This window comes from Flavobacterium luteolum (assembly GCF_027111275.1).
GTDB classification, from domain to species: Bacteria; Bacteroidota; Bacteroidia; order Flavobacteriales; family Flavobacteriaceae; genus Flavobacterium; species Flavobacterium luteolum.
Genome location: NZ_CP114286.1, coordinates 552,025 through 573,317, shown reverse-complemented (window position 1 = coordinate 573,317; position 21,293 = coordinate 552,025). Strand labels below are relative to the sequence as shown.

Sequence of the window (21,293 nt, the reverse complement as noted above, 5' to 3'; positions counted from 1 at the left end):
CTTAGCACCTTAGAAAATGACCAAAATCCTGTTACTTTCAGATACTCACAGTCACATCGATGATACTATTTTAAAATATGTTGCTCAGGCAGATGAAGTATGGCACGCTGGTGATATTGGAGATTTGAGCGTGACAGATGCTATTAAAAAACTAAAACCTTTAAGAGCAGTTTACGGAAATATTGACGATGCAAAGGCAAGATTGGAATTTCCGTTAAATAATCGTTTTTCATGCGAAAATGTTTCGGTTTGGATTACGCATATTGGTGGTTATCCTGGAAAATACAATCCAAACGTTAGAGAAGAATTGGCTTTGAATCCCCCGAAATTATTTATCTGTGGGCATTCGCATATTTTGAAAGTCATGTTTGATAAAAAGAACAATTTATTACACATGAATCCAGGAGCGGCTGGAAAGAGCGGGTTTCATAAAGTGAGAACCATGTTACGATTTGTAATTGACGATGATAAAATCAAAGATTTGGAAATTGTCGAAATAGGAGCGAAGTAATTAATGTGGCAACGGAATCTCGATTTTGATTTTAGTTCCTTTATTTTCTTTTGAAATAATAGACAAAGAGCCTTTGTATTTTTTAATTCTAGCCCTAATTCTGTTTAATCCAAAACCTTCTACATCTTTTAGTTTTTGGGTTTTAAAACCAATTCCGTCATCGTGAATACGCAGGACTAATTGATTTTCTTTTTCGGACAAAGAAAGTATGGCTTTTTTGGCATTGCTATGTTTAGTGATATTGCTGCATAATTCACTAACAATGAAATAGATTTTCATTTCAAATTTCTCGGCATATCTTTTACTGGTCGGAATAGAACTTGAAAAATCAAACTCCATAGCAGAATTGGAGTTTTTTTCACATAAATCTTCCAAAGCATAAATTAATCCAAAACGAACCAAGAGTGCGGGAACAAGGTCATGCGACATATCTCTTAAAAGTTCATGAGCTTCTGATAAAATACTTTTTGCTTTCTGTATTTCGTCTGATTTTATATTCTGCTGTGCAGTGAATGTATTTAAATGCAATCCTGCAGAAGATAATAGCGAATTGATATTGTCATGCAGAAAAGAAGCGATTTTTTTGCGTTCTGCTTCTTGCGAATCAATGCCGGAATTGATAATGTTGAGCAGGATTTTCTGTTTGGTGTCTTTTCGTTTTATTTTTTGCTTTAGTTTATTGTTTTGGTATAAAAAGTACAGCAAAAGAAAAATAATGACAGTGAGGATAATAGATAAGCTGACAATTTTTTTATTTCGTAATTGTTCGGATTTGCTTGTAGGCTTAAATGCGGTTTTGTTATCAACTTGGGTTTGTGGCGTCTTTACATTTGCGGTATCTTTTGGAATTGCAATGCTAGTTCCTTGAACAGCCAAGAATAAAACTAAAGAGATAAAAAAACGAAAAGCAAACATAAAAGCAATTTTAAGGATTGATCAGATTGTTTTTAAGAGCATATTTAACTAAACCAATTGTACTTTTAATATTCAGTTTTTTCATAATGTTCTTACGATGTGTTTCGACGGTATGCGAACTGATAAAAAGCTTTTCGCTTATTTCTTTTCCACTGTATTCTAAAGCAATCAAGATAATGATTTCAATCTCTCGCGGACTTAAAATCGGGTTTTCTGTAATCGCATTGTGATTTAGTTTGGGGCTGTCCATAAAAGAGTTGAAGATTTTTTCTCTAACAGCATCACTAAAATATTCCTGTCCTTGATAAACAGCTTCAACAGCTTCAATAATATTTTCGCCAGCGCAATTTTTTGTGAGATAACCTTTTGCGCCTAGTTTCATGACTTCTTTAATGATTTTTAAATCATCATAACTAGATAAAATGATGACTTTGCAAGGAAGCTGTTTTTCATTAAACTCTTTCAGTGTTTCAATTCCGTCTTTTTTTGGCATGCTTATATCTAGAATCAAGACATTGGCATTGTCTTCCACAACATCATCATAGACAGTGGTGCCGTCTAGTGAAGTTCCTGCCACTTCAAAGTTTGAAACGGTTTGAAGTAAGTTGGATAGTCCATCAATTAAGACTTGGTGATCGTCTGCAAGATGAATCCTTATTTTTGGGATCATGATAATTTGAATTTGAAAATGCAAATTTATCATGTAAAACACGTTTTTAAGATGCTCTTTAGGTTTGATTTATACCATAATAGGGCAAAAAAAAACCCGAATAAAAATTCGGGTTCTTCTTCGCACAAAATAAACTAAGTTTATAGGTTTACCTCAAACGATCAACAGATTTTACAAGATCTTCGTCCTTTTTGATGGCCTTATTAGCTAAAACTAATAACACGATAGCAACAATCGGCATGAACATCCCAATACCTTTCTCAGAGACCTCAGTCCCTCCAGATAAATTTAGTGATCGATATACAAATAATCCTAATAAAATTAAATTTAATATTATATTAAGTCTGTTTAATACAAACTGATTTTGTCTCTTTTTAAATGAAATAATACTGATAATACTAAGCATAGTTGTTAAGCCTAATAAAACAGTATAAAGCTGATCCTGCATAAAAAAGAATGGTTTTCCTGCACTAGTTGTCCAAAGCGGAACAAAAAGCATTAAAATGCCAGTTGCAGCAAAAGCTAGAAATAAATATACAGTCTGAATTCTTTGTATCATGGTCTAAAAATGTTTTACAAAAATATATTTTCTTTTTTTAAAATACTATTGTATGATAAAATTTTATTCGTATTATTGCATCATAATACCGTAAGCACTTCATACTGCGGTCAATTCAAATTAATTATCTACCTATTCTTTTTACAGTATTCCTTAAAATAATTAAATTCATAGAACATTCATGTTTGATATTTCTGCATTAAAAGAAATGAAGCTTTCTGAGCTTCAAGAAATAGCTAAGTTAGCTAAAACAATAAAGATTACTGGTGTCAAAAAAGAGACTTTAATTAGTCAGATTTTAGCACACCAAGAGAGTGCTAATGCGCCTGCTCAAGCTCCTCAAACAGAAGTAGTTTCTGATGCAAAAGACGATAAGCCAAAGCGTGCCAGAATTGCTCCAGCAAAAACAAAAGCAGCAAATACCAAAAATACTCCCGTTTTAGAATTTGATAAAGTAGAGGAAACTGTTCAAAAAAACGATACTGCTGATACAGCTGAGCCAATTGCAGAAAAGGCGGCGGTAGAAGCACAGGAAAATAAAACACCAGCAGCAAAAAAAGAGTCTAAAGTTGTAAAATTCAGCAAATCGGCATACGAGAAAAAAGTTGCCCTTAAAAAAGAAAAAGAAGCTGTAAAAGAAGTTACTGCAGAAGAGACTGTAGAATCAGCTCCATCAGAACCAATTGTTTCTGAGCCAACAGCCGAAACAGCCGAGAAAACTCCACAAATTGCTCCTGCAAAAAAGATCAATCCGAATCAGAATAAAAACCAGAACCAAAATCAAAACCCGAATCAGAACCAAAATCAGAACGGGAATGGCAATGGAAACGGAAATCACAATAATCAAAATCCTAATCATAAGAATAAAAAGAATAACAATAATTTTAGAGATTCTGATTTTGAATTTGACGGAATTATTGAAAGTGAAGGTGTTCTAGAAATGATGCCTGACGGTTACGGATTCTTACGTTCATCAGATTATAATTATTTAGCTTCTCCAGATGATATTTATTTATCAACTTCACAAATCAGATTATTTGGTTTAAAAACCGGAGATACTGTAAAAGGAGTGGTTCGCCCGCCTAAAGAAGGTGAGAAGTTTTTCCCTTTGGTTCGTGTGTTAAAAATTAATGGTCACGATCCGCAAGTAGTTCGTGATAGAGTTTCTTTCGAACACTTGACACCCGTTTTTCCTTCAGAAAAATTTAAACTAGCCGAAAAAGGCAGTTCTATTTCAACCAGAATTATAGATTTGTTTTCACCAATTGGTAAAGGTCAGCGTGGTATGATCGTTGCGCAGCCTAAAACTGGTAAAACAATGCTTCTTAAAGATATTGCAAATGCAATTGCAGCAAACCATCCTGAAGTTTATTTAATCGTTCTTTTGATTGACGAGCGTCCTGAAGAGGTTACAGATATGCAAAGAAGTGTTCGTGGTGAAGTTATTGCTTCAACTTTCGATAGAGAACCACAAGAACACGTGAAAATTGCCAATATTGTATTAGAAAAATCTAAGCGTTTAGTAGAATGCGGACACGATGTAGTGATTTTATTAGACTCAATCACTCGTCTTGCAAGAGCTTATAACACGGTTCAGCCAGCATCTGGAAAAGTATTAAGTGGGGGTGTTGATGCCAATGCTTTGCAAAAACCAAAACGTTTCTTTGGAGCAGCGAGAAATGTAGAAAATGGAGGATCTTTAAGTATCATTGCAACTGCATTGACTGAAACGGGTTCTAAAATGGACGAAGTTATTTTCGAAGAGTTTAAAGGAACAGGTAACATGGAGCTTCAATTAGACCGTAAGATAGCCAATAAACGTATTTTCCCTGCAATCGATCTTACATCGTCTAGTACACGTCGTGATGACTTATTATTAGACGAGAAAACATTGCAAAGAATGTGGATTATGCGTAAATATTTATCAGACATGAACCCAGTAGAATCTATGGACTTCGTAAACGATCGTTTCAAGAAAACAAAAAACAACGAAGAGTTTTTGATTTCGATGAATGACTAGGAAAGTTGCTAAGGTTCTGAGATGCTAAGATTCTAAGGTTTTTAGCATTAAGAAAAAGTAAATCAATAATAAATAACAAAAAAAGGATGAGTTAAACTCATCCTTTTTTTTATGACCGTTCCTAAAAGAAACCTTAGAATCTTAGCATCTTAGAACCTTAGTATCTTAAAAAGAACTACTTCTTATCAACTACCGGTCTATTCTCTCTATTAGCTAAATCCCAAGCTACTACAAAAGCCAGTTTCGTTCTCTTAGTTAAAGCATCGTACTCAATTTTTTGAGGTTCGTCACCTTTTCCGTGGTAATCTTCGTGAACTCCGTTGAAGAAGAAAACAGCTGGAATGCCGTGTTTTGCAAAGTTATAGTGGTCAGAACGCTCATAGAAATGGTTTGGATCTTTTGGATCATTAAATTTAAAATCTAAGTCCATTTTGATGTATTTTTCGTTTTGAGCTACTACGGCATTGTGTAAATCAGAAGATAATCTATCAGCACCAATAACATAAACGTAGTTGTTTGTATTTGAATGCTCAACATCACGGCGTCCGATCATGTCAATGTTGATATCTGCAATGGTGTTTTCGATTGGAAATAATGGATTTTCAGAATAATAACGAGATCCATGTAAACCGTGCTCCTCGCCAGTTACGTGAAGAAACAAGATAGAACGTTTTGGACCATGACCTTGTTTTTTAGCTTTAGCAAAAGCTTTAGCCATTTCGATCACAGCTACAGTTCCAGAACCATCGTCGTCAGCACCGTTATAAACTTCACCATCTTTAATTCCCACGTGGTCATAGTGTGCAGAAATTACCAAAACTTCATTTGGTTTTTCTGAACCTTCAATGTAAGCCCAGATATTTTCAGAATCTGGAAGATTTTGATTACGTCTTGCATTCATAAATGCAGCAGGAACAGGCTGGTAGAAATCTTTAGCTCCTTTTGGAAAAGAAATTCCGCTTTTTTTGTATTGCTCGATCATATAAAGACCTGCTTTTTTCTGTCCTTTAGAGCCAGTTTCGCGGCCTTCCATTTCGTCAGAAGCAACAGTATAAAGCATTTTTTTAAGATCTTTTTCGCTGATCGCTTTTACGTATTTTGTTGGATCCGAATTGTCTTTAGCTGTAGTTGACTGCGCAGTTTTACAAGAATACGCAGAGACAATTAAGAATAAAATGAGTATTTTTTTCATTCTAGTAGTTAGTGTAAATTAATAAATGTGTAAAGAACGTATAAAGTGAGTAAAAATAGGATAAAAAGAGAATTTATTATAAACAAGAAGAAGCTTTTTATAAAAGAGACTATTCTTGACTCACCATAAAAGCGATGGTGCGCAGGATAAAAATAATAGCACATCCAAACGGTTCCTGCAAATGTTGTAATTGATGATATAAAAGACAGCGGACTATCTTCTCCAAAAAGACCAATCAATCTGTCGATGATAAACATGATGAGAAAAATCAGTAATAGGAAAGAGAAATAGTGCAGTGTGAAAATTCCGTGATCAAAATAATACCATCTTTTTTTGTTGTGAAAAAGCCACAAGAAAAAAGCAAAAAACGGCATGATTATGAAGAGAATTTTAGGCAGGTTATGAAAGAACGATTCAACGAATTTTTCATAAATCTCTTTTTTGGTATATTTTTCCGTAACGTGTATCGCTTTTTCGGCAAACCAATACGAAGAAGCATTCAGCTTCTCATTTGGTTTTCCATATTTTTGAATCGAATCAAGTTCTTTCATCGTTTTAAAATGAAAGTATCTTTTGTCGTCCTTTCTGCTTATACTTAAACTGTCAGTAGCTTTAGAGAGTTCTTTGTTAAGCGCTTCTTCACTTTTATCAATTTTTTCACCAACATTATTTGGAAACATTGCAATCAATAAAAAAGTAATAAAACTGATAAAAATATATAATCGGACTGGAGCAAGATAAGACAAGCGTTTTCCTGAAAGATATTCTTTAGTCAGCGTTGAAGGCTTGAACAGCAGATTTTTTATTGTTTTCCAAAATGCATTTTCGTAGTGCGTTAAATCTTCAAAAAAATGAATAAATAAATGATGAAAAGTTTTTCGGCTATCACTGTTTTCTTGTCCGCAGTTTGGGCAGTATTTCTGCTCAACAACATGCCTGCAGTTTAGACAAGTTTTGTCTTCTCTAATTTTATTATGTGACATTGGTTTGTGTTAATTGATTTGTTCTGGTAGTTTTTAGGTATTTGTTTTTTGAAATTATTTTTTCAGGACTTCGTTTAAGAAAAGCTGTAAATGTTCAAAAGATCTTTTGGCAGCAACAGCATTATATGCAGCACCTTTAGAGTTATCGCTTCCTGCTTCAGGATTAGTAAAAGAGTGAACCGCATTTGCATAATAAATCATTTGCCAGTCTGCTTTGCCATCACGCATTTCTTGTTGAAAAGCAGCAATTTCGTCTTTTGAAACAAAAGGATCATCAGCTCCATGGCAAATAAGAACTTTTGTAGCAATTGGTTCGTTTTTTCTGCTCGCATCTTTTCCTAAACCGCCATGAAAAGAAGCAATACCTTTTACATTCAAATGTCCGCGGGCAGCTTCAAGAACACCGCTTCCTCCAAAGCAATATCCAATAGCCACAATATTATCGGCATTAGCGCCAGATTTGACTAATTCTTTTAAGGCAGCATCAATACGTTTTTGATACGCTTCGAAATTTGTTTTATAAAAACCAGCCTGTTTTCCTGCTTCACCTGTGTTTTTTGGATAATTTCCTTCGCCATAGATGTCAGCGATAAAAACATGATAGCCTAATTTAGATAATTCTTCTGCAATTCCTTTAGAGGCATTATCAATTCCAAGCCACGCTGGTAAAAGTAAGATTCCTGGATTGTTACTGCTTTTTTTAGCAGATTTTATAAATAAGCCGTTTAGCTGTTGGCTTCCTTCTGTATATTTTACGGGTTTTAATTGCGCATTCATAAGATTTGAGAATAAGATTGCACTGAATAAAATAATTATGGTGTTTTTCATGATTTCTTCAATTTTTAACAAATATCAGAAATATTATGTTACAAAAAAACCTCACAAGTAAATTCTTGTGAGGTTTGTAACCTATATTTTGAAAGAATGTTTTTTCTCTTATAGTGATATGTTTCGTTTAAAAGCACATCCCAATTCTACAATAGAATCAGTCTTGTCAATACCAGGAATTCCATCGATTTTTTCGTAAAGAATACGACGCATGTGCTCATGATTTTTCGCAATGATTTTTATATAAAGCGTAAAAGAACCGGTTACATAATAACATTCGGTAATCTCAGGGATTTCTTTAAGCGCTTCAATAATTCGTTCAGAATCTGAATCTTTGTTTAATGTAAGTCCAGTAAAAGAAGCCCAGTCGTAACCAATTTTCTTTTCCTGAATAATGGGTTTAATCCCGCCAATTACACCTTGTTCAATCATTCTGTTAATACGCTGATGCACCATTGTATTTGATATTTTAAGATTAGTGGCGATAGCTGAGAAAGCCATTCTTCCGTCTTTTTCTAATTCTTTGAGAATACTAATATCAAATTCGTCTAATAATTCCATTCAGTAAAAATCGTTTTAAAATTGAGTCTTTTGCGATTTATAAAAGTAATTCTTTTTTTTAATAAACGGTCATCTAATCTTATTCTCGAAAAAATAAATATGCTTTTTTAGAGGTGGCAAATTTTAAGTTTTGACTTTGATTTTGTTATATTTAAGTCAAAATATTGTTTTTTGGATTATTATTTGTTTAAATTTAATATTTTTGTGGAAATAAAAAGCATATTATGATAAGTACAGAAAAAACACTTTCATCAAAATCAGAGGTTTTGATTGAAAAAGAAAACAAATATGGAGCTCATAATTACCATCCGCTTCCTGTAGTTTTAGAGCGTGGAGAAGGCGTATATGTATGGGATGTTGACGGAAAGAAATATTATGATTTTTTATCTGCTTATTCTGCGGTAAATCAGGGGCATTGCCATCCTAAAATTGTGAATGCAATGGTAGAGCAGGCGCAAAAACTGACTTTGACTTCGCGTGCTTTTTACAATGATAAATTAGGAAACTATGAAGAATATGTGACGAACTATTTTGGTTTTGATAAAGTTCTTCCAATGAATACAGGTGCTGAAGCAGTTGAAACAGCGCTAAAAATTTCAAGAAAATGGGCGTATGAAGTAAAAGGAATTCCAGAAAATCAAGCACAGATTATTGTGTGTGAGAATAACTTTCACGGAAGAACTACAACTATCATTTCATTTTCGAATGATGAAACAGCTCGTAAAAACTTCGGGCCTTTTACAGATGGTTTCATTAAAATTGAATATGATAATCTTGAAGCACTTGAAAACGCGTTAAATTCATCTAAAAATATTGCAGGATTCTTGGTTGAACCGATTCAAGGCGAAGCAGGAGTTTATGTTCCTTCTGAAGGATATTTAGCGAAAGCGAAAGCGCTTTGCGAAAAACATAATGTATTATTTATTGCCGATGAAGTTCAGACAGGAATTGCTCGTACAGGAAAACTTTTAGCCGTTCATCACGAAAATGTACAGCCTGATGTTTTAATTTTAGGGAAAGCAATTTCTGGCGGAGTTTATCCGGTTTCGGCTGTTTTATGTAACGACGAAATCATGAATGTGATTAAACCAGGACAGCACGGTTCTACTTTTGGAGGAAATCCTGTTGCAGCGGCTGTAGCAATCGCAGCTTTGGAAGTGATTAAAGACGAAAAACTGGCTGAAAATGCAGAACGTTTAGGAGTAATTCTAAGAGACGGATTAAATAAAATCGCTGAAAAAAATAACTTGATTACGTTGGTTCGTGGAAAAGGACTTTTGAACGCAATTGTTATCAATACAGATGAAGAATCTGATTTGGCTTGGGAAATCTGCCTTAAATTCAGAGACAACGGATTATTGGCAAAACCAACGCACGGAAATAAAATTAGATTGGCTCCGCCTTTGGTAATGACCGAAGAGCAGATTAAAGAATGTCTTGAAATTATCGAGAAATCTTTGAATGAGTTCAGAAATTAATTAATTCTCCGTAACTTTAATGATATAAAAAGGCGACTGTAATGAAACAATCGCCTTCTGGTTATAATTACTTAAAATATCAAAAAAAGTAACTATTTCTTATGAGTCAATGTTTTTAAAGCATTGACTCATTTTTATTTTAGAATCTCACTTTTTTCAATTCCCATAAGGCTTTAATAAAAGTATCCACATCTTGAGTTGTATTGTAAAATGCTAATGAAGGACGAACTGTTGTTTCAACCCCCATTCTACGTAAAATAGGTTGTGCACAATGATGTCCGGTTCTTACCGCAACTCCTTCTTTGTTCAAGGCCTGTCCGACCTGATCGTTTGAGTAGCCTTGCAAGTTAAAAGACAAAACGCTGGCTTTATCTTTGGCAGTTCCTATTAATCGTACTCCTGGAATTTCTTTTAAAAGTCGGGTAGCATACTCGAGTAAATAATGCTCGTACTGACCAATTGCTTCAATTCCTAATTTGGTTACATAATCAATAGCGGCGCCAAGACCAATGGCATCGGCAATATTTCCTGTTCCCGCTTCAAAACGATTCGGAGCTTTGTGGTATTTTATTTCCTCAAAAGTGACATCCTGAATCATGTTTCCGCCAGATTGATACGGCTGCATTTCGTTCAATAAATCTTCTTTTCCATACAAAGCGCCAATTCCCGTTGGGCCAAATAATTTATGTCCAGAGAAAACCAACCAATCTGGATTCAGATTTTGAACATCGACTTTCATGTGCGAAACGGATTGTGCGCCATCAATCAAAACTTTTGCTCCAGCAGCGTGTGCCATTTCAACTATTTTTTTGGCTGGAGTTACAGTTCCCAATGCATTCGAAACTTGTGTAAAAGCAACTAAACGAGTTCTCGAATTCAGCAGTTTTGCATATTCATCCAACAAAATCTGACCGTCATCATCAACAGGAATCACTCTTAGCTTCAAACCTTTTTTATCAGCAAGACGTTTCCACGGAACGATATTCGCATGATGTTCCAGATTACTGACAATAATCTCATCACCCGAATTTAAATTCTGATCGCCCCAAGTTGAAGCAACTAGATTTATTCCTTCGGTTGCGCCTCGAACAAAAACAATTTCGTTTACCGAATTGGCATTCAAAAAAGTTTTTACTTTTTCTCGGGCAGCTTCATATGCATCAGAGGCGCGAGCTGCTAATTCGTGCGCCGCGCGGTGAATATTCGAATTTTCGTGTTCGTAGAAATAGGCAATTCTGTCAATAACCGATTGCGGTTTTTGTGTCGTTGCGGCGTTGTCAAACCAAACTAGAGGTTTTCCGTTTACGGTTTCTCTCAGAATTGGAAAATCCTTTTTTACCAATTCGGCATTAAAATGATGTCCTTTGAAAAGATTAATTTCTTTAGCATCAAAAGAATTTCCGACGGAGATATTGGTACTTCTTCTATCAAATGCAAAAGGATTCTGATCTAAAAAGTAATACGATGTTGCCGTTTCATTTCCGTTTAACGGAAAATCTTCTCGTTTTTTAAACTGCGTATCAACAAAAGATAAGGCTGCCTGTAATTCAATTTCAAAAGAAGAATTTTCTGTTTGAAATGGCAGATATTGATTGTTGAGCAACAATGGCGAAAAAGTAGATTCTTCATTCAGCTGCGGATTTCCATTATTTAAATTAATATCATGAAAACCAGTATGCGGATCATCCATGTTTAAATCATGATTTTCCTGCACTCCTGAGGAACTTTTTTCGCCCTTTGGATCAAAACCTGCTCCAGCATTTGGAGGCAAAGCGAAAGCTCCTGTGTTTTCGTAATTGGATACGGAAGGAGAAGCGCCAAACCCGCTAAAGGAATGCTGAGTAGGTTGTACATTCGACGGAACTGCTAAAGGAATTTGATCTAATGAACCAATGTTTCCTGTTTGCAATATCGTTTCTGCAATCTTTGTCGCACGCGGATGTTCAGTCTTATCCGGACTTAACGAAATTTCTTTAGGAAACTCGTTAGGCAAGGCTTTGAACAGTTCGTTTGCTAAATACTGCAAATCGTCTATGTTAGGTAAACCGTTGTTGTTAATATTTGTACTCATGATACTTTCCTATTTCTACATCTTCTAATACAGCTATGGCATCGTCAACCAAAATAGCCAAAGAGCAGTAAAGTGAAACCAGATAAGAAGCAATTGCTTTTTCGTTAATTCCCATGAAACGAACGGATAATCCTGGAGATTGTTCGCCTTGCAATCCCGGCTGAATTAATCCGATAACGCCTTGACGGCTTTCGCCTGTACGCAGTAAAATGATTTTAGATTTTCCTTTTACAATTGGCAGTTTATCCGAAGGAATAAGCGGAATTCCTCTCCAAGTTAAAAACTGAGATCCAAATAAAGATGTAGTAGGAGGAGGAACACCACGACGAGTACATTCGCGCCCGAAAGCTGCAATGGCCAATGGATGCAGTAAAAAGAATCCAGGTTCTTTCCAGACCTTTGTAAGCAATTCATCTAAATCATCGGGAGTTGGAGCTCCTGTGCGTGTTTTAATGATTTGTGAAGGCACAACATTGCTCAATAAACCATAATCTTTATTATTGATTAATTCGCTTTCCTGACGTTCTTTAATCGTTTCTATTGCCAAGCGAAGTTGTTCTGAAATCTGATTATAAGGTTTGCTGTATAAGTCAGAAACACGGGTATGAACATCAATAATGGTTTGTACTGCCGCAAGATTATATTCTCTTGGATTATCGATATAATCAACAAAAGTGTTGGGTAAAACTCTTTCGTCACGGGCAGAACAGTCTACTTCGATATGGTTGGCATTTTTAACTTTGTTTAAACGAAATACGCCCGATTCAACTGGTGTCCAATGTAATAAATGTGTTAGCCATCTTGGTGTCACGGTTCCGATTTGTGGAACTGTACGAGTTGCTATTGCGAGCTGTCTTGCTGCAACATCGCCTAATGCGGTCTGTTGTGGTTTTGTTTCTGCCATTTTTTGAGTTTTAATAGGTTTATAATTTGTTTTTTGATCCCTTAAAGTTATTGATAATTTTTATTCAAACAGCTCATCTACAGATAAATATCTTTCTCCTGTATTGTAATTAAAAGTTAGGCTTGCAGTGTCTTTTTGGATTTCTTTTTTGTTTTCTGAAAGTGTTTTTATTTTTATTTCGTTCTTATGATACACAATAGAATTTGGGAGAATACTGTTGGTAAGCCATACATTACCGCCAATAATTGAATTTTTTCCAACGATTGTCTGACCGCCAAGAATAGAGCTGTTGGCATAGATTACCACATTATCTTCAATTGTTGGATGTCTTTTTATAAATGCGTCTTCTTTTTTTACACTCATAGCCCCAAGCGTAACGCCTTGATAAATTTGTACATCATTGCCAATAATTGTGGTTTCGCCAATTACAATTCCGGTTCCGTGATCAATGGCAAAATTATCTCCGATTTGAGCGCCGGGATGAATTTCTATACTCGTCTTTATGTGTGCATATTCTGAAATAGTTCTGGCAAGAAGTTTTAGATCCTGTTCCCATAATTGATGTGAAAATCGATAAACCGCAATAGCAAAAAAGCCAGGATAAGAATACAAGACTTCTTCAAAGGATTTTGCGGCTGGATCTTTTGTAAAAATGGTAAGCGCATCATTTATTGCTTTTTTGTGTAAATGCGGAATGGCTTCAAAAAAGATTTCAGTCTGTTGTCTTGAATCACTTTTGGGAGAAAAATCGGTGACTAGTTCATCAAACTGTTTTTCAAGAAGATTGAATTTATATCTTACAGATGCCTCAGTTTCATAAGTCTTTGTTGTATTTGAATACAGCAGAAGGAAGAAATCATCAATAAACTGATGGATAACTTTTTTTTCGGGAAGAATTAATAATTCCTGATGTTGTCGCGCTATTTCGTGATAAAAAGATTTCATAACAATTGGTTTTTGGTTTGTAATTGAAATTCTTACCATAACTGATATCTGAATCAAAACCTTTTAAATAGTATTTGATGACATAATAATCCTCTTGATGCAAAACAGCAAAGTGATTATAAGATTACAGTAGGAAAGTGTTTGGGAAATAAAGAGAATCGCTTTTTGCTTCCCATTTTTTTTAAATGGAAATCGCTAAAAAGAAAATAGTAAAGGAATTAACAACAGAAACACATACAACAAAATGTAGTGTATGTATAATTTTTAGGAAAAATGTGAGACGATATTTTTTCTGCTGTTTTCAAAATGTAGTGCTTTAATTATTTAAATTCTACTAATTCTATAGACAAAGTTATGTTTATTATGATAAAATCCAAATCTTTTTTGAAATTTATTTGATACGTTATGAAATTATTTGGTGATAAATAAAAAATTTTGGCTTTAATGTATTGTTTGTTAGTTGTTTGTGTTTTGTTTTATACAATAAAAAAGGGTCGAAAAAATAAGTTTTTAGAACTCGTTTTTCGACCCTTGAATGCTTTTAAAATTCAAAAAAGATGATTTTTTTAAAGCTTTGAATTATTTCTTAGCAGCAGCTCCCGGAATCAATTCTCCTTTTTGTTTGAATTTGCTGTATTCTACAACTCCTGTTTTGTCTGCCCAATCAAAATATTTGGCAGAAAGATCATTTACAATTCCAGGATTTTGTGATGCAACGTTTGTTGTTTCGCCACGGTCTGCTTCAAGATCATAAAGTTCCCATTGGTAAGACGGATAAATAGAAACCAATTTCCATTTTCCTTCTCTAACGGCTCTGTTTCCAGCTCTTTCCCAGAATAAAGGAGCGCCACGGTTTACTTCTGATGCATTGTCAAATAAAACGGGCAATAAACTTTTTCCAGCAAGCGGATTAGAAGTTACACCATTTAAGTTTTTAGGATATTCAATTCCAGCCAATTCATAAAAAGTAGGAGCAAGGTCAATAATATGTCCCGTTCCTTTATCGATTCTTCCTGCTTTAATTTTTGATGGATACCAAGCAATAAACGGAGAACTGAATCCGCCTTCGTGCATATTGTTTTTATAATCCTGTAAAGGTGTATTAGAAAGATATGCCCAGTTTTGTTCCTGATAATCAAAAGAACCAGAAGTTCCGATTGGCCCGTCGTTACGAACTAAACCTCTTTTTAATGGATTATACGTATTGAATCCGCCTTGAGCACCATTATCTGCAATGAAAATGATTAAAGTGTTTTTGTCTTTTTTTAAAGCTTTCAATTTATCTAAAACCTTTCCAACGTTTTGATCCATGTTGTCTACCATTGCGGCATAAACCTCCATTTTGGCTTTCCAGAATTGTTTTTCATCGTAAGTCAATTTATCCCATTCTGGAACTTCTGGGTCGCGAGGAGCAATAGTTTGGTTAGGAAGCAAAATGCCGTTTTCTCTTAATTTTTGAATTCTTTTTTCTCTCAAAACATCCCAGCCTTCATCAAATTTTCCTCGATATTTGGCAATGTCAACAGGTTTTGCCTGCAATGGCCAGTGAGGCGCTGTAAAGGCTAAGTATAAAAAGAAAGGTTTATTCTCTTTATTTTGCTCGTCTAAGAAAGTAACCGCATTATTTCCGATTTCGTCTGTGAAATAGTACGAGTCGTCTTTTGGATGCAATTCTTCATTATTGCGAATCATTTTCACAGGATAAGCCGTTTTCCCGAAAGGAAGCGGTTTTGTGTCGAAATAATTCGCTGCACCTTTTAAGATTCCGTAAAACTTATCAAAACCTCTTTGATTTGGCCATTGCGCCTGATCTTCAGAACCTACGTGCCATTTTCCTGACATTAAAGTGCTGTAACCTCCCGAACGGAAAACTTCGCCTAAAGTCAAAGATTCTTTGTTTAGATAACCCTGATAAGCTGGCAGTCCTAAATTCACATCAAAATAACCAACTCCAGCTTTGTGCTGATATTGTCCTGTTAATAAGGAAGCTCTCGTAGGCGCACAAATTGAGTTGTTGTAAAATTCGCGGAGACGAGTTCCTTCTTTCGCTAAACGATCCAGGTTTGGCGTTTTTATCTCAGAACCGTAATTCCCTAAATCAGAATATCCCATATCATCAACCATAATTAAAATTACATTGGGTTTAGAGGATGCGGTTTGGGCTTCGGCTTCATAAGAACCTATTATTCCTGTCAATAAAACAGAAAATAAAATGTTTATTCTTTTATTCATCTTATTTATAATTTACTGTTAGTATATTTTTAATTTTTTTCAAACACATAGAGACATAGATTTTTTTGCTTTTGAAAAGAATGTAAAAGTGAAATACATTTCTCAACACATAGCTTATTTGCTTATAAAACATCAGTCTTAAACTATGTTTTTTCAAAACAAGTGAAATGTCTTTATGCAGTATCAAAGAGCTATGTTTCTATGTGTTAAATAAATTTATGTGTTTCAAAAAAAGTTATCTCCAAGCTGGAACTTGTTTCAAATTCGGATTCAAATCCAGTTCTCTTTGCGGAATAGGAAAGTGAACGTGTTTTGGCTGTGCGTTGGTTTTTCCTGCGGCTTTTAATTTAGCTACAAAATAATCTGGGCCTCTTCTTGCCAAATCAAACCAGCGCTGATATTCGTAAACCAATTCTTTTCTTCTTTCTTCAAAAACCGCTTCTCTAAATGCGTCTTGACCTAATGCGGGAGAAGTTGTTGCTAATAATTCAACGCCTGCTCTAGTTCTCACTCGGTCAACTGCGGCATACGCTTGTGGAGTTGGACCTCCGTTTTGTTCGTTTAAAGCTTCTGCATAAATCAGCAATACTTCTGCAAAACGTATAATTGGCGTATTTTTAGAAGACTGTCCTGGCGAAGTTGGCGTCGCTGGATCGAAATATTTATTGAAATGCGGCGTAACTTTATACGTTTTTCCATCGGTCGGACTTACAAATTCGACTGCAAAAGTGATGTACTTTCTTTTGTCTGTTTCAGCGAAAGCTTCAAAAAGTTTACCTTCCTTGTGCAAAGCATCAGCCTGATCTCCTGCAATTCCAGGAACCGAAGTAGGCGCGGCTGTAGAAGCCAGCATATTTCCGTTCCAGTTGGTTAATCCTTTAAACTGAGCAGAGAAAATATGTTCTTTTCCGTTTTTGGTTGCCACATTAAAGACATCAGCATAATTTTCGAACAAATCATAAACTTTACTATCAATGATTTCTTTGCTTTTTTCGGCTGCTTTCTGCCATTTCTTTTCAGTTAAATATACTTTTGCCAAAATACTTTTTGCAGCGCCAGCCGTTACTCGGCCTTTATTTTGCTGTACTACAGGAAGTGCTTCGGCATCAATTAGATCATTTTCAATCTGCGTATAAACATCTGCTTCTGGCGTATTGCTGACATTGATTGCTTCTGGCGTTAAAACTGTTGTTTCGTGTAAAACCAGCGGAACATCTCCAAACCATCGCACTAAATTAAAGTATAAAAGCGCTCGTAAGAACTTTGCTTCGTTAATTAAATCTTTGTCTTTCTGTGAATTAAGATTTGGATTCTTCGCGATATTGTCAATAGCCACATTTGCTCTATTGATTCCGTCATAACTTTGTCTCCATAATTCGATCATACGGTCGTTTGATGCATCATGCGTTAAATTGGACAACGCTCTAACATGCGCATTTCTTGCTCTTGGTCCCGCTTCGTAATCATCGGTCGCCATTTCGGTTGCAATCTGAATTAAACGATTGTACAACGTATGTGTCGAACTGTTTATAGCATTATGAATCGCAATTACGGCTGCATCGGCATCTTCGGTGGTTTTATAAAAATTGGTAGACGAAATAAAAGCTTTTGGATCTTCGTCTAAAGTATTGCACGCACTCAGTAAAAAGAGTACCGCTAAACTGAATATTATATTTTTTTTCATGATAAGTCTTTTAAAATGTTACGATTAAACCTCCTGAGATTGTTTTAGAAGCAGGATAAATTCCAGTATCTGTTCCAGGAGAAATTGTCGTTCCGTTTGTTACTTCAGGATCGTAGCCAGTATATTTTGTCCACGTTAATAAGTTTTCTCCGATAACGCGGAATTTTACTGAGGTCAAACTTAATTTCTCTGATAATTTCTTAGGAAGATTATAACTTAAAGCAATGTTTTTTAATCTCACGAAAGAACCATCTTCCACAAAACGATTAGAGAAAACTGGTGCAGGATCTAATTTTGCTCTTGGCGTTGTATTACTCGGATTTGTCGGTGTCCAAGCGTCCAGAGCTGAGGTTGATGCATTTTGCTGTCCGTTGTACAATTCCAGAGCTTGTAGGTTTCCGTTAAGGATTTTATTTCCAACAGAACCATTTACTAAAATCGCTAATTCAAAACCTCTATAAATAAAATTATTAGAGAATCCGAAAACAAAATCGGGCTGTGCATCGCCAATACTTGTTCTGTCAGCAGCGGTTGTAAATGCGCCATCTCCATTAATATCTTTATACAAGCGATCTCCTGCTTTTGGCGTTGCATTTCCGGTATAAACTCCTTTTGTAGCTACTTCATTTGTCTGTAAAATTCCGTCAGTTACTGCTCCGTAGAAAGTTCCTAAAGATTGGCCAACTTTTAAAATATAGTTTCCAAAAGTGTAGAATTCAGCACCATTTCCTAAAGCAATAATTTTATTTTGGTTGAAGGCAATATTGAAATTCGATGTCCAAGAAAAAGCAGTATTTCCAAGAGAAGCATTCAAGCCAAATTCAATTCCCTGATTTCTTACAGATCCAAAATTTTGAAGTGAAGAGGTAAATCCTGTCGTATATGGAAGCTGAACATCTAACAATAAATCTTTGGTGGTTTTGCGATACACATCAACCGTTAAATTCAATTTATCATTAAAGAAGCCAACATCAACTCCAGCATCAAATTGATTGGTTAATTCCCATCCTAAATTATTATTTGCAATTCGCGTAGGCGTAAAACCCGTATAAATCTGATCTCCAAAAAGATATTTTACACTTGTTAAAGTAGATAAAGACTGATATTCTCCAATTTCCTGATTTCCTGTAGCACCCCAGCTTGTTCTGATTTTTAAACTATTGATAACGTCTTTTACAGGATTAAAAAACGATTCGTTACTAATCTGCCAAGCTGCGGCAACAGAAGGGAAATAACCCCATTTATTGTCTTTTCCAAATCGCGAAGAACCGTCGGCTCTAATACTTCCTGTTAAGAAATATTTAGAATCGTAATTGTAATTTACCCTTGATAAGAATGAATTTAACGCCCAAGTACTTTCGCCAGAAGTTGGCATTAAAGCCACATTTCCACTTTGTAAACTGTAGTAACCTGTAATATCGTTTACATATTGCTGTGATCCAGAAGTGTTAAATTCTCTGGTTGAACTTTGCTGTGTATAACCTGCTAAAGCATTCAGATGGTGTTTTTCGCCAATTACTGTTGTATAAGTTAAGGTGTTTTCGTTTAACCAGCTTCTAGAATCGGCAGTTCCAATTTTTCCTTCTCCGTTGGTAATAGAACCTTCATAAATGCTAGAAGGCAAATAGCTTTTTTCTTTATTGAAAATCATATCGGTTCCAAAAGAAATTTTCAAAACCAAATTTTTCAAAATATCATATTCACCGTAGATAGTTCCTAAAATGCGGTCGGTAATAGATTGGTTTTTACGCTCGTTTAAAGTCGCAATCGGGTTGGCAAAAATATTCTCAAACGGATTTCTTAAAGTATAACTTCCGTCTGGTTCGTAAATCGTTGCAGTAGGAGGCATGCTCAATAATGCGGTAACCAAACCGCTTGGAGCTACTTTAGATTTCGTTTCGGCAATTGTTAAATTCAAACCAAATCTTGCTTTACTGCTTATTTTCGAATTTAAATTAACGCGTCCGCTGAAACGTTCAAAACCTGTATTTTTTATAATACCTTCCTGATTGTAATAATTTCCAGAAACCGCATATTTGGTCTGATTATTTCCGCCAGAAACACTCAATTGATGATTTTGTGTCAGTCCTTTTTGGAAAGCTGCATCTTGCCAATCGGTTCCTTTTCCTAATTGGGCAATTTGCGCATCGCTCAAATATTGGTTTGTTCCACCTGACGGATTAGAATCGTATAAAGCGGCATTTCTCAATCTAGAAAATCCTTGTGCGTCTAACACATCAACTTTTTTACGGACTGACTGTTGACCGATTGTAAAATCATAACTTACAGTTGTAGCATTGTTTGAACCTTTTTTGGTCGTGATAATAACAACTCCGTTTGCTCCTCTAGAACCGTAAATTGCTGTTGAAGAAGCATCTTTTAAAACCGTAATCGATTCTATATCTGACGGATTTATTGTTGAAAGCGGATTGGTCGGCGTACCGCTTAAAACACCAGAAGTGACTTCTGAATTGTATAACGGAAAGCCGTCAATAACATATAAAGGCTCATTTCCCCCCTGAATCGAACTTCCTCCACGAATACGAATGCTCATTCCTGCTCCTGGCTGCCCTGAAGTTTGTGTTACGTTAACACCCGCTACAGAACCTTGAAGCGAACTTTCTAATGTTTTCTGAGTTGCTTTTAAGGACATCTGAGCCACAGTTTCTGCAGCTCCAGTGTAGTCTTTTTTAGAAGTGCTTCCATAACCAATGATTACTATTTCGTTCAATTCTTTTACATCTTCTTTTAGCGAGATCTGAATGAAATCTTTGGTTGCAATATGTTCTGCGGTAACGTAACCTAAATAGCTTACGATTAAAGTATAAGGAAATTTTTGTCCCGTTTGAAAATAGAATTTTCCGTCTAAGTCTGTTACAGAACTATGAGTTGTTCCTTTGATCTGAATTGTTACGCCAGGAATTGGCTGATTGGTAACTTGATCTACAACGGTACCATTTAAGGTCGAATTAATTAAGGGCTGTGTATTTTGTGCTTTAATTTCGGTTGAAACCAAAAATACAAAAAGCCACAAAAAGGCATGTAATTGTTTGTTCATTACTTTTTTGGATTTAAATAATAAAGCGGTACGGAAAATTGGTTTTCCAATTTCCGAAGGCTTTCTTTAGTGATAAATGTTCTTTGAGTCTTGCCATTTCTGTTGCCGCAGAAATGGTTTTTACTATGAATGGAAAGGGCAGTGCATTATTTTCATTTTGTAATCTTGTTTAGTTATTATTTTTCTTTTTTAGTTAATATGGTTTTGACATAGTTAATCGTTCAATACTTTAAGTATTAATCGTTCATTGTCAAGATGTAATTTAGTTTGTGAATTTATTTTCGATAAGAAACGAAAACGGAGATTGGATTTTTAACAGCACATGCACATATAACTAAAAGTGTTATAAGTGAATTTTTCAGGAAGAATGTAATGCGATGTGTAAGCTGTTGTTTTCAAAATGTAGTTCTTTATTGTTTAAACTCTACTAATCCTATAGACAAAGTTAATTTTATTATAATGAAAACCAAAAGATTATTTAATTTTTTTTAAGGAAAAGTATATTTCAAGAGTTTTAAATATATTTTAAGTGTTTTTAAGTAATTGTAAATTAGTTATTTATGGTTTTTGTTTTAAAAAGTAAAAATAGATTTAAACTATTTTGTTTATACAGTTTTTACTTGCTTTTTTAAGCTTAATATTTGAATTATAAAACTAAACCCGACAGGTTTTAAAAACCTGT

The 21,293-nt window shown here is 35.0% G+C and carries 16 protein-coding genes; 3 read left to right on the top strand and 13 right to left on the bottom strand.

The features are described 5' to 3' along the window. The first annotated feature begins 16 nt into the window (after positions 1–16). Positions 17–511, top strand: coding sequence for a metallophosphoesterase family protein (locus OZP10_RS02170; RefSeq protein WP_281633308.1), 495 nt, complete (start codon positions 17–19; stop codon positions 509–511). Here OZP10_RS02170 and OZP10_RS02165 read toward each other — a convergent pair whose 3' ends face one another. The 3 genes from OZP10_RS02165 to OZP10_RS02155 form a co-directional block, all read right to left on the bottom strand. Continuing rightward, complete coding sequence (locus OZP10_RS02165; protein WP_281633307.1) at positions 512–1,426, bottom strand: sensor histidine kinase; 915 nt, start codon at positions 1,424–1,426, stop codon at positions 512–514. Positions 1,427–1,436: 10 nt separating this feature from the next. Next, positions 1,437–2,096 carry a response regulator transcription factor gene (locus OZP10_RS02160; RefSeq protein WP_281633306.1) on the bottom strand — a complete coding sequence of 220 codons (660 nt, stop codon included), beginning with the start codon at positions 2,094–2,096 and terminating at the stop codon, positions 1,437–1,439. 148 nt (positions 2,097–2,244) lie between these two features. Then, positions 2,245–2,655: a DUF4293 domain-containing protein gene (locus OZP10_RS02155; RefSeq protein WP_008468670.1), complete on the bottom strand. Its 411-nt coding sequence runs from the start codon at positions 2,653–2,655 to the stop codon at positions 2,245–2,247. Between the two features lie 181 nt (positions 2,656–2,836). On the opposite strand from OZP10_RS02155, the gene rho reads away from it, so the two are divergent. Beyond that, on the top strand, positions 2,837–4,675 hold the full coding sequence (rho, locus tag OZP10_RS02150; RefSeq protein ID WP_281633305.1) for a transcription termination factor Rho: 1,839 nt from the start codon (positions 2,837–2,839) through the stop codon (positions 4,673–4,675). 175 nt (positions 4,676–4,850) lie between these two features. On the opposite strand, the gene OZP10_RS02145 is transcribed toward rho, so the two are convergent. The 4 genes from OZP10_RS02145 to OZP10_RS02130 form a co-directional block, all read right to left on the bottom strand. Then, positions 4,851–5,867 (bottom strand): M28 family peptidase, encoded by a 1,017-nt coding sequence (locus OZP10_RS02145; protein WP_281633304.1) that lies wholly within the window; start codon positions 5,865–5,867, stop codon positions 4,851–4,853. Between the two features lie 8 nt (positions 5,868–5,875). Beyond that, positions 5,876–6,850, bottom strand: a complete 975-nt coding sequence (locus OZP10_RS02140) for a DUF3667 domain-containing protein (RefSeq protein ID WP_281633303.1) — start codon at positions 6,848–6,850, stop codon at positions 5,876–5,878. A gap of 54 nt (positions 6,851–6,904) precedes the next feature. Further along, positions 6,905–7,678, bottom strand: coding sequence for a dienelactone hydrolase family protein (locus OZP10_RS02135; RefSeq protein WP_281633302.1), 774 nt, complete (start codon positions 7,676–7,678; stop codon positions 6,905–6,907). Between the two features lie 108 nt (positions 7,679–7,786). Continuing rightward, positions 7,787–8,239 (bottom strand): Lrp/AsnC family transcriptional regulator, encoded by a 453-nt coding sequence (locus tag OZP10_RS02130; RefSeq protein WP_129745654.1) that lies wholly within the window; start codon positions 8,237–8,239, stop codon positions 7,787–7,789. A gap of 224 nt (positions 8,240–8,463) precedes the next feature. Between OZP10_RS02130 and rocD the strand changes: the two genes are divergently transcribed. After that, a complete protein-coding gene (rocD, locus tag OZP10_RS02125) occupies positions 8,464–9,717 on the top strand; it encodes an ornithine--oxo-acid transaminase (RefSeq protein ID WP_281633301.1) in 1,254 nt (417 codons plus the stop codon). 139 nt (positions 9,718–9,856) lie between these two features. Here rocD and OZP10_RS02120 read toward each other — a convergent pair whose 3' ends face one another. The 6 genes from OZP10_RS02120 to OZP10_RS02095 all read right to left on the bottom strand — a co-directional run bounded on the left by OZP10_RS02120 (position 9,857) and on the right by OZP10_RS02095 (position 20,611). Beyond that, positions 9,857–11,788: a family 2A encapsulin nanocompartment cargo protein cysteine desulfurase gene (locus tag OZP10_RS02120; protein ID WP_281633300.1), complete on the bottom strand. Its 1,932-nt coding sequence runs from the start codon at positions 11,786–11,788 to the stop codon at positions 9,857–9,859. After that, positions 11,772–12,692 (bottom strand): family 2A encapsulin nanocompartment shell protein, encoded by a 921-nt coding sequence (locus OZP10_RS02115; RefSeq protein WP_281633299.1) that lies wholly within the window; start codon positions 12,690–12,692, stop codon positions 11,772–11,774. The genes OZP10_RS02120 and OZP10_RS02115 overlap by 17 nt, the downstream gene beginning before the upstream one ends. A gap of 60 nt (positions 12,693–12,752) precedes the next feature. Next, on the bottom strand, positions 12,753–13,637 hold the full coding sequence (locus tag OZP10_RS02110) for a serine O-acetyltransferase (protein WP_281633298.1): 885 nt from the start codon (positions 13,635–13,637) through the stop codon (positions 12,753–12,755). Positions 13,638–14,216: 579 nt separating this feature from the next. Beyond that, positions 14,217–15,869, bottom strand: coding sequence for an arylsulfatase (locus tag OZP10_RS02105; protein WP_281633297.1), 1,653 nt, complete (start codon positions 15,867–15,869; stop codon positions 14,217–14,219). Positions 15,870–16,104: 235 nt separating this feature from the next. Beyond that, entirely contained in the window at positions 16,105–17,553 is a 1,449-nt protein-coding gene (locus tag OZP10_RS02100; RefSeq protein WP_281633296.1) for a RagB/SusD family nutrient uptake outer membrane protein, read from the bottom strand. 10 nt (positions 17,554–17,563) lie between these two features. Further along, positions 17,564–20,611, bottom strand: a complete 3,048-nt coding sequence (locus tag OZP10_RS02095; protein ID WP_281633295.1) for a SusC/RagA family TonB-linked outer membrane protein — start codon at positions 20,609–20,611, stop codon at positions 17,564–17,566. Positions 20,612–21,293 lie beyond the last annotated feature (682 nt).

Coding starts and splice junctions, on each gene's coding strand:
- rocD (WP_281633301.1), top strand. CDS start 8,464: ATGATAAGTACAGAAAAAACACTTTCATCAAAATCAGAGGTTTTGATT.
- OZP10_RS02120 (WP_281633300.1), bottom strand. CDS start 11,788: ATGAGTACAAATATTAACAACAACGGTTTACCTAACATAGACGATTTG.
- OZP10_RS02155 (WP_008468670.1), bottom strand. CDS start 2,655: ATGATACAAAGAATTCAGACTGTATATTTATTTCTAGCTTTTGCTGCA.
- OZP10_RS02100 (WP_281633296.1), bottom strand. CDS start 17,553: ATGAAAAAAAATATAATATTCAGTTTAGCGGTACTCTTTTTACTGAGT.
- OZP10_RS02095 (WP_281633295.1), bottom strand. CDS start 20,611: ATGAACAAACAATTACATGCCTTTTTGTGGCTTTTTGTATTTTTGGTT.
- OZP10_RS02115 (WP_281633299.1), bottom strand. CDS start 12,692: ATGGCAGAAACAAAACCACAACAGACCGCATTAGGCGATGTTGCAGCA.
- rho (WP_281633305.1), top strand. CDS start 2,837: ATGTTTGATATTTCTGCATTAAAAGAAATGAAGCTTTCTGAGCTTCAA.
- OZP10_RS02135 (WP_281633302.1), bottom strand. CDS start 7,678: ATGAAAAACACCATAATTATTTTATTCAGTGCAATCTTATTCTCAAAT.
- OZP10_RS02105 (WP_281633297.1), bottom strand. CDS start 15,869: ATGAATAAAAGAATAAACATTTTATTTTCTGTTTTATTGACAGGAATA.
- OZP10_RS02160 (WP_281633306.1), bottom strand. CDS start 2,096: ATGATCCCAAAAATAAGGATTCATCTTGCAGACGATCACCAAGTCTTA.
- OZP10_RS02110 (WP_281633298.1), bottom strand. CDS start 13,637: ATGAAATCTTTTTATCACGAAATAGCGCGACAACATCAGGAATTATTA.
- OZP10_RS02130 (WP_129745654.1), bottom strand. CDS start 8,239: ATGGAATTATTAGACGAATTTGATATTAGTATTCTCAAAGAATTAGAA.
- OZP10_RS02145 (WP_281633304.1), bottom strand. CDS start 5,867: ATGAAAAAAATACTCATTTTATTCTTAATTGTCTCTGCGTATTCTTGT.
- OZP10_RS02165 (WP_281633307.1), bottom strand. CDS start 1,426: ATGTTTGCTTTTCGTTTTTTTATCTCTTTAGTTTTATTCTTGGCTGTT.
- OZP10_RS02170 (WP_281633308.1), top strand. CDS start 17: ATGACCAAAATCCTGTTACTTTCAGATACTCACAGTCACATCGATGAT.
- OZP10_RS02140 (WP_281633303.1), bottom strand. CDS start 6,850: ATGTCACATAATAAAATTAGAGAAGACAAAACTTGTCTAAACTGCAGG.